The organism is Arenicella xantha, assembly GCF_003315245.1.
Taxonomy (GTDB): Bacteria; Pseudomonadota; Gammaproteobacteria; order Arenicellales; family Arenicellaceae; genus Arenicella; species Arenicella xantha.
This window is the reverse complement of the sequence record NZ_QNRT01000002.1, coordinates 1168178-1180955: the sequence shown is the minus strand read 5'-3', so window position 1 is coordinate 1180955 and position 12778 is coordinate 1168178. Positions and strand designations below refer to the sequence as shown.

Genomic DNA, 12778 nt, shown 5'->3' with positions numbered 1-12778 from the left:
AGAATATTGGTAGAGGAGGAGATGCCATGATTATTGTTAGAACCGCAAGACAAGACGACATTGACGGCGTATTAGGGCTTGCTGAGCAGGCGTACCCAGGAATGACCACATTGCCGCCAGACCGCAGTGTGTTGACCGCTAAATTGTCTAATTCAATTGAGAGCATCGCTCAAACTATTGACAAGCCTGGCAACCAAACTTATTTCTTAGTCATGGAAGATCTAGAGTCTGGCGCTATTGTCGGTACGGCCGCCATCATCGCCTGTCTCGGCAGCAAAGATGAGTTTTATTCTTATAAGCTCAATAAAGTGACACATTCCTGCAAGGAATTGGATAAAAAGGTCACGTTTGAAATGCTTAATTTGTCAAATCACTTCGAGGGTTTTTCTGAGGTGGCAACGCTCTACTTAGACAAGCGTTATCGCAAAAACGGCAATGGCAAATTACTTGCTCGTACGCGCTATCTGTTTATGGCGCAGTTCCGTGAACGTTTTCCTGAGCGAGTGATGGCAGATCTGCGCGGTTACTTTGATGAGCAGGGTAATTCGCCGTTTTGGGATGCCGTTGGCAGTCATTTTTTTGAAATGGGCTTTGCCGAAGCGGACCTCTATGGTGCGATTCATGGCAATCAGTTTATTGCTGATTTAATGCCAAAGCAGCCGATTTACGTAAATATGTTGCCTGCAGCGGCACAGGCGGTGATTGGCCAGCCTAATGTTGTGGGTAAACCGGCGATGCAAATGTTGGAAAATGAAGGGTTTCGTTGGAATGGGCATGTCGATATTTTTGATGCTGCCCCAAGTGTGGATACTAAAATTGATGACATTGAGTCGGTTAAACACAGCGAGCTGGCCGAAGTTATCGGGATTTCTGAATATGATGGTGACGAACAGGCGGTGATTGCCACTTCGGATATCGCGTCTTTTACCACTGCAATCAGCCGAATTTCAGTTGAAAAAGGTGGCGTCCGCTTACCTAGAGCTACGCTTAAAGGCTTGGGTATTGAATTGGGTGATTCAATACGTTACTTGATCAATTCAACAAGCAAGAAATAGCACATCAAAACGGGTTTTCACTATGAACAGCTACGAAGTCAATTTTGACGGTTTGATTGGACCCACACATAACTATGGGGGCTTATCGCACGGTAATGTGGCGTCTAAAACCAATGCGCTAAAGATTGCATATCCCAAACAAGCGGCGTTGCAAGGGCTGCAAAAAATGCAGCATTTACGTAGCCTTGGTTTACAGCAAGGTGTTTTGTTGCCTCAACAGCGACCCCATCTGCCGACTTTACGCCGGCTCGGGTTTAGTGGGTCTGACGCCAGTATGATTCGTCAAGCAGCAAACAGCGCTCCTGAACTTTTGGCGAGCTGTTATTCAGCTTCGTGTATGTGGACCGCAAATGCTTGCACGGTATCGCCAAGTGCAGATTCTGCCGATGGTAAAGTGCATTTCACTGCGGCTAATCTATCCAGTATGTTTCATCGTTCTATTGAGCATCAATCTACCAGTCGGTTGCTGGCAGCTATGTTTGCCGATGAACAGTACTTTCAACATCATGAAGCATTGCCGTCGGGCAGTCATTTTGGTGATGAAGGTGCGGCAAACCATAATCGATTCGCGGCACAGTATGGCGCGCCAGGAGTTCAGCTGTTTGTGTTTGGGCGGTATGCGTTTCGCGCCAATAAATTAGCACCAGCAAAATTTCCCAGCCGACAAACATATGAAGCATCTCAGGCTATTAGTCGCTTGCATAAGCTCAGTCCCGAGCGCGTAGTTTATGCCCAACAAAGTCCCAAGATCATTGATGCCGGCGCGTTCCATAACGACGTAGTGAGTGTGTCAAATCTGAATACTTTTTTTATGCATGAAGAAGCCTTCGTGAATAAGGCCGAGATGCAGCGAGAATTGCAGGCAAAGTACGGTGACGATGAGTTGCACTTTATCGAAGTGCCCACCTCGGCAGTTTCCTTGGAATCGGCGGTAAAATCATATTTGTTTAATTCGCAATTAGTGCAACTTCCTGGTCGCCAAGGTATGGCTTTGATATTGCCACAAGAGAGTCGTGAAAACGCAGAAGTGTATGCGTACTTACAAAGCTTAGAAGCGGCCGACACACCGATCCAAGAGATTCGTTTTGTTGATGTACGCCAGAGTATGCAAAATGGTGGTGGACCGGCTTGTTTGCGTCTTCGCGTCGCACTGAACGAAAATGAACTAGCGGCGCTGAACTCGGAATTTTTGTTAACAGACGAGCGATTTCATCAGTTGAATGCTTGGGTCGAACGTCATTATCGAGATGAAATTGTTGCTGCTGATTTGAGCGACCCCGAGTTAGCGGTTGAGTGTTTTACAGCATTAGATGAGTTAACTCAGTTATTTAGCCTAGGTGCCTTTTATGAATTTCAGCGTTAAGCCGATGCGGTTTCTGGCGGATACCCTAGCACAGCCTAATGAAACACCTGCACGTGAGCAATTACTCCCTGATGGGACTACGCTGCGCTTACTGGATACGGGATTGTTACGAGTATCTCCAAGTCAGCCCGGCACGCACCGAGTGCTAATTTCTTGTGGGATTCACGGCAATGAGACGGCGCCAATGGAAATTGTTGATGCGATTGTCGGTGATATTGTTGCTGGCGAGTTGACGGTCAATAATGAATTGTTGATTGTTATTGGTAATCCGCCAGCAGCGGTGGCCGCAGAGCGATTCATAGAAGAAAACCTCAATCGTTTATTTTCCGGTAAACACCAGTCGTCTCGATCACTAGAGTCGCTACGAGCAGCGCAAATTGAGCAGGTCACTGAAGCGTTCTTTACTGCTGGTGATGAGCCTCGGTTGCACTATGATTTACATACCGCTATTCGGGGATCGCAAATCGAAAAATTCGCGGTCTATCCTTACCTGCATTCGCGGACATGGTCTGCGCCGCAAATCGGTTTCTTAGAGCAATGTGGAATCGAAGCCGTTTTGTTTTCTAAGCAACCTTCTGGAACTTACTCTTATCATACAAGTCACCTTCACGAGGCCGACTCGTTCACGATTGAACTGGGTAAAGTTAGGCAATTTGGTGACAATGATATGACTAATTTTTCAGCTATTTCTGCTGGATTGCGTCGCGTGATAGCAGGTCAAGAGTTATTCAAACAGACGCCTAAATCAATAAAATTGTTTGCTGTTGTAGAAGAAGTCATTAAGCGTAGTGAAGCGTTTCAACTGCATATACCGGCTGAGGCGAAGAATTTCACTGAGTATCCCAAAGGTTCTCTGCTTGCCAGTGATGAGGGCTATGAGTATCGGACCCAGCAAGATGGTGAGCGCTTTGTATTTCCCATTACCAATGTGCCGCCGGGGCAGCGCGCCATGCTGGTTGTCGCGCCAACCGAGCTTGACCCAATCGACTAATTAGACATCGTGACTTTGTTTCAATGAGATAAAGCGCCGACTAGACAAAACCAAGAATGAATGGTGTTCACCATTAGGAGCCAAGTTATGACAAACAACCAAACTAGCAACGCAAAAACTAACTTAGTGAAAACTAAGGTGTCGATTATTGGCGGCTCGGGTTTTTTATCGGCAGAACTGCTACGCAATTTACTGAGTCGTGATGATGTAGAGATTTTACGTGTATCGAGTAAAGATCATATAGGCCAAAATATTGGGCAAGTGCATCGTAGCTTTTACGGCTTGAGCGACTTGGTGTTAGAGGATATTTCGCCACGGGAGTGCGTCGAAGGCGCGGATATCGTATTTTTGGCCATGCCACACATCATCACCGCTAAAGTGGCGATGGAATTATTTGATACCGATGTTCGAATTATTGACTTGTCAGGCGATTTTAGGCTCAAGAACTTGGCTGATTACATTCGAGTTTATGCGCCGGAGCATCCGTGTCCCGAACGGCTTGGGACTTTTGTCTACGGGATGCCGGAATTGTATGCTGAGCAGATTAAGAACGCTAAATATGTAGCCAACCCTGGTTGCTTTGCTACTTGTATCGCTGCTTCATTATTGCCTTTGGCGAGTGCTGGGCAATTGTCGGGTAGCACTGTGCGTTTAGTTGCCCTTACTGGATCAAGCGGTTCAGGCGTACATCCGCAAGCGGGCAATCATCACACTATCCGCAGTAATAATTTAAAAGCGTATAAAGTGTTTAATCATCAACATACGCCAGAGATTTTACAGACGCTTGCGGCCGCTGGTGGCGACAATGTTTCGCTCGATTTCGTGCCGGTGTCGGCGCCCTTGAGTCGCGGCATGATGTCGATTGCGCAGCTGGATGCGCCTCTTGATGTGTCTGAAGATGAGTTGCGAGCGCAGTATGTTAAGTATTTTGAGCAATTTCCATTAATTTCAGTGTTGCCGAAAGGTATGACGCCAGAGGTGGTATCGGTAAAAAATACTCTGCGCATTGAAATTGGTTTAGACATAAAAACTGACGAGGTGTCGGGCCAGCGCACGCTGTGTGCGATAGCTGCGTTGGATAACTTGATTAAAGGTGGCGCAGGGCAGGCAATGCAAAATTTTAATTTGATGACCGGGCACTCAAATGCTTACGAGCTTCAACAGCCTGGAATGTGGCCATAAGCGGAGCACTGACATGACAAGCATTAATGGTAAGCGGATCGCGGTGATTAAGGTTGGCGGGGATATGCTTGAGGATCCGTCGGACCGCATTGGCTTAGCCGATAATATTCGAGATTTACTCGATGCCGGCTGGTATTGCGTGGTGTTACACGGTGGCGGGCCACAACTAAACCGTCTACAAGCCGTGCACGGACTAACGCCAACTAAAGTCGATGGTCGACGGGTTACTAACCAAGATGATTTGACGGTGGTAAAGCAAGCCTTGTGCGGTGAAGTCAATGTTGACCTAGTTCGCAGCCTGATTGGTAATGGCATTGCAGCCTTTGGTTGTCACGGAGCTTCTGGCAAGCTGATTGAAGCCCGCAAGCGCCCGCCGATGGATTTTGGCGCGCAGGGTATTGTTGATTTAGGTGAGGTCGGTGATGTTGTCTCAATTAATGTCGCCGCGATTGAGTGTTTGCTAAGTGCTGGCTTTGTGCCGGTTATCGCGTCACTCGGCGTTAGTGATCAAGGTCAGGTGTTCAATATTAATGCTGATACCACAGTAACGGCAATTGCCAAGGCACTGCAGGCGGATCTGCTGATTCTGTCGACCAAGGTAGGTGGCGTGTTTGCTGATATCGCTCAACCAAGCAGCCGATTTAAGCATATTGATGCGGAACTCGCCGAGCAGCTGATACGCGACGGCGTCATTACGGATGGCATGATTCCGAAGCTAAGGGAGTCATTTAGTCTTTTAAACCAAGGGGTTGGCGTTATTGCGATTGTGAATGCTAGCGACAAAGGCGGTTTTTTAGACGTCGCAACAGGCAAAGGCTTGGCCGGTACTCGTCTAATTCAAAATTAGGATGAAATTTTTTCACAGTAATTCACTCCCAAGCTGTGTAAAATTCTGGACTTAATGTTAAATAACTAGTCAGATGGTGGAGTGAGATGGACAATAGTTTTTCATCGGCGGACCTTGAGTTTCAAAAAGAAGTCCGTGATTTTTTTGAGAAAGAATTTACCGCCGATCTGCGCGCACGCGTGCAAGATGGCATCGACGTAAAAAGCACTTCAGTAGAGTGGCAGAAAAAGCTCAACGAACGAGGCTGGGTCGCAACCGATTGGCCGGTAGAGTATGGCGGCACAGGCTGGACACCGGTGCAGAAATTTATCTTCGAAGCTGAACGTTGCGCTGCGGGCGCACCGGACGTAGTGCCATTTGGCTTGAAAATGGTTGCGCCAGTGATCTTCACTTTTGGTTCGGATGCGCAAAAAGAAAAATTTCTACCGCGTATTCTCAATAGCGAAGATTGGTGGTGTCAGGGCTACTCCGAGCCAGGTGCTGGTTCTGATTTAGCGGCTTTGCAGACACGAGCAGTCAAAGACGGCGATGATTACATCGTTAGCGGTGCGAAAATCTGGACTACCTATGCGCAGTTCGCTGATTGGATTTTCTGCTTAGTTCGCACCGGAAGTTTCGACAAACGTCAGCAGGGGATTAGTTTCCTTTTGATTGACATGAAGTCCGAAGGAATCACTGTCAACCCAATCCACTCAATCGATAACTATCACAGTCTCAACGAGGTTGTGTTCGACAATGTTCGGGTACCGGCGGAAAACTTGATCGGCAGTGAGCATCAGGGTTGGACTTACGCGAAGGCCTTGTTGGCGCATGAGCGTACTTCAATTGCCGCAGTTGGCGATAGCAAAAGTGCTTTACGCGAGATTGTTGAACTTGCTAAGACGCAGACTAATGCGAATGGTCGTTTGATCGATGACCCGTTATTCCAAACGCGCTTGTCCAATATTGAAATTGAGTTGATGGCCTTGGAGTATATGGATTTGCGAGTGTTGGCATCATTGTCATCCGGAGCAACCCCTGGTCCTGAAGCGTCGTTACTGAAAATCAAAGGCACCGAGATCCAACAGGCCTTACAAGAGCTCCGGATGCAAGCGATTGGCGCTTATGCCGGTGCGTTACGCCAAGATGAATATCAGAATGATCTACATCGTCGTGGCTCTACCGCTCGACGTTCTTACATGTATGGTCGAGCAGCGACTATTTATGGTGGGTCAAACGAGGTTCAGCGCAATGTTATTGCCAAAGCCGTACTTGGATTGTAGGAGAGTAGAACAATGAATTTTGAATATAGCGAAGAGCAAAATTTGCTCAAAGAGAGCATCGTTCGATGGGCGCAAGACAACTATAGCTTTGATCAACGACGTGCCAGTATGAATAACGATGATGGGTTTAGTCGCGCGCATTGGGCCACCTTTGCGGAGCTCGGATGGTTGTCTGTTCCATTCGCCGAAGAGCATGGTGGTTACGGTGGCAGTGTCATCGATATTGCGGCGATTATGCAAGAATTCGGCAAAGCCTTAGTGGTTGAGCCAGTATTTCCTAATTTGGTTTTATTTGGTGGATTGCTGGAGCGCAGCACGGCAAGCAACAAGGCCGAGTTGCTCGGGCAGGTGATTGACGGCAGCCTTATGGGCGCCGCGGCGATCAGCGAAGTCCAATCTCGATTTGATGCTAGTAATGTGGCTGTAACCGCGACTGTAGATGGCGATAACTATTCTTTATCCGGTACTAAGTCGATGGTGCTTGGTGGGCCGCAAGCACAAAAATTAATAGTGTTAGCTCGAACCTCTGGTGAACAAACCGACGAGACAGGTTTAAGCTTGTTTTTGTTGGATGCGGATGCCAGTGGCGTTAAGTGCAATGGCTACCCATTAATGGATGGTCAACAAGCCGCGGATATCGATTTTGATGGCGCGCCAGCTGAACTTGTGTCGGAGCTTGGTGGCGGCTATGCCATTTTGCAAGAAGTCATGGGGTTAGTGCATATTGCATTAAGCGCCGAGGCGGTTGGCATTATGGAAAAATTAAACAAAACCACCGTCGAATATACTAAAACACGCAAACAGTTTGGTGTGACTATTTCGTCGTTTCAGGCGTTGCAGCACCGCATGGTAGACATGTTTATGGCGTTTGAGCAATCTAAGTCGCTATTAGTTGGGGCGCTTTGCGAGTTGACGGATGATTCCACCAGCGAGCAACGTGCGGCTAAAGTCGTTACCGCATTGCGGACCTTGATTGCTAAAAACGGCAAGCTAATCGGCGATGAAGCGATTCAGTTGCATGGTGGCATGGGGCTGACTGACGAGCTTGATGTTGGCCACTATGTGAAGCGACTAATGATGATCAATTTGTTGTTCGGGGATCAAACCTCGTTTCAGAAAAAGTTCAATCATGCGGCATACGCGGCATGAAGACTGTTGATCAAATCAACCATGTGCTGGTCGCGGGGGCCGGCACATTGGGTTTACGGATCGCACTGCGTTGCGCACTGGATGGTTATAAGGTCACTTTATTCGACATTAGTGAGTCACAATTAGAATCGGCTCAAGGGCTGCACGGTTACTTGCTTAAAGGGCTGCTCAAGAATCAAAAAATCACCTCGGCACAAGCCGAGTTGGTGCCCGCTAACCTTAGCTATACCAACGACCTAGACAAGGCGGTAGTTGGCGTGGATTTGGTCAGTGAGTCAGTTACCGAAGATGTTGAGTTGAAAAATAGTTTTTATCAAACTCTGACGCCGAAGTTGGCACCTGGGGTTATTTTAACAAGTAATACCTCGTTTTTAATGCCTTCAGCACTGGTCGATTCGGTGCGTGAACCAGCGATGTTCTGTGCTTTTCATTTCCACGATGTGTTTAATCAGGTGGTGGTAGATGTTATGCCGCACGCCACAACAGATCCACGGGTCGTCGAGTTGCTAATGGAGTTTGGTCGCCGAATTAACCAGATTCCCGTGCATGTGCAAAAAGAGACGCCGGGTTACTTGTATAACGCCATGTTGATGTCGATCTTGGGAAAGGCGGCTGAACTATTAATCGATGAAGCTGGAAGCATTCAGGACATCGACCGGTCATTTATGGGTAACTTTGGTACGCCAGCGGGCCCGTTTGGCATGTTGGATCAAATTGGTCTCGATACCGCGTGGCATATCGCGAACAGTCAACCTGATGCCGCGAGTCAGCGTTTTGCCGAACTATTAAAGTCGTATATTGACCAAGGTAAGTTAGGTTTTAAAACTGGCGAAGGGTTTTATCAGTACCCTAAGCCAGAATTCGCCCAAGCGGAATTTTTGCAACCTTAGCAGAGCGATAAATGCCCGCTTCAAGCGGCACCGCTGCGCCGATATATCGTGCGCTACAACCGAACAAATTAGAAAGAAGGAGTAAATTATGAAAGATGCTGTGATTGTCTCAACTGCTCGCACGCCAATTGGTAAAGCGTATCGTGGTGGATTTAATGACCTCAATACCGCTACATTAGGCGCGGCTGCAGTTAGCGCTGCGGTACAGCGTGCTGGTCTGGATCCAGCTGAAGTCGACGACGTGATTATGGGGGCGGCGCTACAACAAGGTGCTTCTGGGCAGAATATTGCTCGTCAAATCGCGTTGCGCGCAGGGCTGCCGACTTCTGTATCGGGCATGACCATCGACCGTCAATGTTCATCGGGATTGATGGCGGTGGCGACCGCGGCCAAACAAGTATTGGTAGACGGTATGTCAACCGTGATTGGTGGTGGTGTCGACAGTATTAGTCTTACGCAGAACGACAAAATGAATATGTACCGAGCGGCTGATCCTGAGCTTTTGGCCATGCATCCGCACGTCTATATGCCGATGTTGCAAACCGCTGAAACAGTGGCTAAACGCTACGGTATTTCTCGTGAAGCGATGGATGAATATGGCCTGCAGTCACAGATGCGGACTGCTGCTGGTTACGCAGCTGGTCATTTCAGTGATGAATTGGTGCCAGTTGATTGCACTAAAATTGTGTATGACAAAGAAACGAAAGAAGCGAGCAAACAAGCGGTCACAGTGAGCCAAGACGAGGGCTTGCGTGCAACTACCGCTGAAGGCTTAGCTAGTCTAAAAACCGTGGTTGAAGGTGGCACTATTACTGCCGGCAATGCATCGCAGCTATCGGATGGAGCCTCAGCGCAAGTAGTGATGGATTCCAAACTAGCAGAGCAGCGCGGCTTAGAGCCATTGGGTATCTATCGAGGCATGGCCGTAGCGGGTTGTGAACCTGATGAAATGGGTATCGGGCCGGTATTTGCGATTCCTAAATTGCTTAAGCAAAATGGTCTGACGATCAATGATATTGGGCTGTGGGAACTCAACGAGGCATTCGCGGTGCAGGTTATCTATTGTCGTGACAAATTGGGAATCGATAATGACAAACTAAACGTCAATGGTGGCGCGATTTCAATCGGTCATCCTTACGGCATGAGTGGCTCTCGAATGATTGGCCACGCTTTAATTGAAGGCAAGCGTCGTGGTGTTAAATACGTTGTAGTCACCATGTGTGTTGGTGGCGGTATGGGCGCGGCAGGATTGTTCGAGGTCGCCTAATGACGGAGGTTTGCTATCGGTTATATGGCACTAAATTCTCGCTTTATACGGGCAAGGCGCGTTCTTATTTACTTAAAAAAGGGATTCCTTTTGAAGAGACTCTTGCCACTCTAAGCGTTTATAAAAAGTTCATTATTCCGCGTACCGGTGTGCGCTATGTGCCGGTTCTGCAAACCCCTGATGATGAAGTGTTTCAGGATACCACTACGATTATTGACGAGCTCGAATCACGCTTTCAATCGTCGTCTGTGTATCCTGAGACGCCTAAACAAAAACTCGCAGCCTTATTGCTCGAAGTCTATGCTGATGAATGGTTAGTGATTCCGGCAATGCATTATCGTTGGAACTATCCAGCAACCAATAATCATTTTATCTTTGGTGAATTTGGTTCGCTGGTAATGCCCAATGCGCCGGGTTTCGTGAAACGCTACTTGGGTAAAAAAGTAGGTAGCCGTTTCCAAGGATTCGTTCCCAATCTGGGGATTCGCGAGCACAATATTAGCGCGCTCGAGACCTCCTATTCAGCGTTGCTGGATGACCTTCAGGCGCATTTTGAGCAATATGATTACTTGCTTGGCTCTAAACCATGCATTGCCGACTTTGGGTTAATTGGTCCTATGTATGCTCACCTATATCGTGACCCAGCGCCGGGTAAATTAATGAAAACCAAGGCGCCGGCACTGGTTGCTTGGGTTCATCGCATGATGGATAGTGAGGTTGCACTGGAATCAGGGCAGTGGCTGGATGATGACGAAGTGCCAGATACGATTCTCGCCATTTTGCGTCGGATGTCCAAGGAGCAGTTACCTGTGTTATTGGATACCGATCAGCGATTGAATGAATGGCGGCAAGCAAACCCGAATAAAACACAAATCGACCGCTTTATTGGTTCGCATAGTTTTGTGGTCGAGGGGGTTGAGGCTGAACGAGTGGTGCTCCCGTACGCTTTGTGGATGTTTCAACGTCCAATGGACTACTATGCCAGCCTCGACGATACCCGCGCAGTAGATGAGCTGCTCGAGCAAACTAATTTTGGAAATAGCCTTGAACACGGGCTAAGTAACCGCCTCGCACGACCTAACAATAAGTTGGAGTTCGTCTAATTAATTATCTGGGAGACTGGCAACGATGCAACAAGCAGAAAAAGATATTCGAGTACAACTAGCCGCCTGCTATCGAATATTCGATTACATGGGTTGGAGTGAGCTGATATATAACCATATCACCGTTAAAGTGCCTGGTGAAGAAGGACATTTTTTAATTAACCCGTATGGCCTCCACTACAAAGAGGTGACTGCCAGTAACTTGGTTAAGGTTGACATTCATGGCCAGGTGGTTGAAGACACTGACTATGCGGTGAATCCAGCCGGTATGCTAATTCACAGCGCTATTCATGCGGCGCGTGAAGACGCGCATTGTATCGGTCATATCCATTCTACCGCCGGAATGACCGTGGCCTGTCAGCAAGAAGGGCTAAGGATTGATAATTTCTATTCGGTTTTGTTGTATGGCCAAGTTGCATACCATGATTTTCAGGGAATTACGGTCATGGACGGTGAAAAGGAGGACTTAATTGCCAGTTTAGGGACCAAAAATTTTCTTATCTTGCGCAGCCACGGTTTGCTGACCTGTGGCAGCACGATTCCTGACATGTTTTTAAACATGACATTGCTACAACGTTCCTGTGAAATTCAGGTGTCGGTGGATCAAACTGGCCGTCCGATTGTGCCAGTCTCAGAAGAAATCGGTAAGAAGACGGCGCAGTTACTGCAGTTGCAAATGCAAGCTGCTGAAGGTAAGCCTAGTGGTGAGTTGGAGTTCTCAGCGTTACAGCGGCTAGTGGATCGCGAAGACGACTCTTATCGCGACGTCTAGTGTCGGTTGATTCGCCAGTATGGTTAGAGGTGGCCTTGAATGGCGCGGCTGGGCAGGCGTTCCAGCCGGGTATTCCGGTTCGCCCGGCGGATATTATTCAACAAGGTATCGATTGTGCTAAAGCAGGTGCTTCGATTATTCACTTGCATGTCTACAACGAGGCTGGCGAACCGGTCGAAGATGCCGACTTGTATTCGCAGGTAATTGAAGGAATTAGGTCGCACTGTGATGCGATTGTGTACCCAACCTTAGCGCTCAATGGTGATGTAGAGCAACGATATGCGCCGATCAGCACGCTAGCTAAACGCGGACTAATGGAGTGGGGCGTGGTTGACCCGGGTAGTGTTAACATTACGCATCGATCACAAGCCGCCGCACAGATGGATGGTTTGGTGTACAGCAATCCTGATTCGCATATTCGCGCTGGCCTAGAATTAGCCGCTCGTGACAATTGGCGACCAGCATTTGCGATTTACGAGCCTGGGTTTGTACGGCTTGGATCTGAGTTAAGCAAGCAGGTGCCGAAACTTGCCACGCCGATATACCGAGTAATGTTTTCAGACAATCTATTGTTTGGGATGGCGCCAAGCGAGCTTGCGGTCAATTTTTATGCCGATCATTTAGCTCAATTAGTGCCGAACGCACCGTGGATGCTCTCGGGATTAGACGCCGATATTATGTCGATTATGCCGCTGGCGTTGTCGCGTGGCGCACATCTTCGTGTTGGTTTAGAGGACGCGCCGTTCGGATGTGTTGAAACTAATCTTCAGCTGGTTGAGCAGGCAGTTGCTCTGATTAATCGCGAAGGCCGAACCGTGGCATCGCCAACACAGGTTCGCAACTCGTACTAGCATTACGCGCAAATCTATCTATCGAGCTTAGAAGTACTCGTATCTG

At 48.1% G+C, this 12778-nt stretch carries 12 protein-coding genes; all 12 read left to right on the top strand.

Annotated elements, in window-relative coordinates; genetic code table 11:
• Nucleotides 1-26 precede the first annotated feature (26 nt).
• The 12 genes from DFR28_RS10940 to DFR28_RS10885 all read left to right on the top strand — a co-directional run bounded on the left by DFR28_RS10940 (nt 27) and on the right by DFR28_RS10885 (nt 12732).
• On the top strand, nt 27-1055 hold the full coding sequence (locus DFR28_RS10940; protein ID WP_113954348.1) for an arginine N-succinyltransferase: 1029 nt from the start codon (nt 27-29) through the stop codon (nt 1053-1055).
• 22 nt (nt 1056-1077) lie between these two features.
• On the top strand, nt 1078-2418 hold the full coding sequence (gene astB, locus DFR28_RS10935) for an N-succinylarginine dihydrolase (RefSeq protein ID WP_113954347.1): 1341 nt from the start codon (nt 1078-1080) through the stop codon (nt 2416-2418).
• On the top strand, nt 2402-3409 hold the full coding sequence (astE, locus tag DFR28_RS10930; RefSeq protein ID WP_113954346.1) for a succinylglutamate desuccinylase: 1008 nt from the start codon (nt 2402-2404) through the stop codon (nt 3407-3409). Before astB ends, astE begins: the two co-directional genes overlap by 17 nt.
• 87 nt (nt 3410-3496) lie before the next feature.
• Nucleotides 3497-4591, top strand: coding sequence for an N-acetyl-gamma-glutamyl-phosphate reductase (argC, locus tag DFR28_RS10925; RefSeq protein WP_170132064.1), 1095 nt, complete (start codon nt 3497-3499; stop codon nt 4589-4591).
• Between the two features lie 13 nt (nt 4592-4604).
• A complete protein-coding gene (argB, locus tag DFR28_RS10920; RefSeq protein WP_170132063.1) occupies nt 4605-5438 on the top strand; it encodes an acetylglutamate kinase in 834 nt (277 codons plus the stop codon).
• An 86-nt stretch (nt 5439-5524) separates the two neighbouring features.
• On the top strand, nt 5525-6700 hold the full coding sequence (locus DFR28_RS10915; protein ID WP_113954343.1) for an acyl-CoA dehydrogenase family protein: 1176 nt from the start codon (nt 5525-5527) through the stop codon (nt 6698-6700).
• 12 nt (nt 6701-6712) lie between these two features.
• Nucleotides 6713-7849: an acyl-CoA dehydrogenase family protein gene (locus DFR28_RS10910; RefSeq protein WP_113954342.1), complete on the top strand. Its 1137-nt coding sequence runs from the start codon at nt 6713-6715 to the stop codon at nt 7847-7849.
• A complete protein-coding gene (locus tag DFR28_RS10905) occupies nt 7846-8739 on the top strand; it encodes a 3-hydroxyacyl-CoA dehydrogenase NAD-binding domain-containing protein (RefSeq protein ID WP_113954341.1) in 894 nt (297 codons plus the stop codon). The genes DFR28_RS10910 and DFR28_RS10905 overlap by 4 nt, the downstream gene beginning before the upstream one ends.
• 88 nt (nt 8740-8827) lie before the next feature.
• Nucleotides 8828-10006, top strand: a complete 1179-nt coding sequence (locus DFR28_RS10900; protein ID WP_113954340.1) for an acetyl-CoA C-acyltransferase — start codon at nt 8828-8830, stop codon at nt 10004-10006.
• Nucleotides 10006-11109 (top strand): glutathione S-transferase family protein, encoded by a 1104-nt coding sequence (locus DFR28_RS10895; protein WP_113954339.1) that lies wholly within the window; start codon nt 10006-10008, stop codon nt 11107-11109. Before DFR28_RS10900 ends, DFR28_RS10895 begins: the two co-directional genes overlap by 1 nt.
• 25 nt (nt 11110-11134) lie before the next feature.
• Nucleotides 11135-11881, top strand: a complete 747-nt coding sequence (locus tag DFR28_RS10890) for a class II aldolase/adducin family protein (RefSeq protein ID WP_113954338.1) — start codon at nt 11135-11137, stop codon at nt 11879-11881.
• A complete protein-coding gene (locus DFR28_RS10885; protein ID WP_113954337.1) occupies nt 11881-12732 on the top strand; it encodes a beta-keto acid cleavage family enzyme in 852 nt (283 codons plus the stop codon). The genes DFR28_RS10890 and DFR28_RS10885 overlap by 1 nt, the downstream gene beginning before the upstream one ends.
• Nucleotides 12733-12778 lie beyond the last annotated feature (46 nt).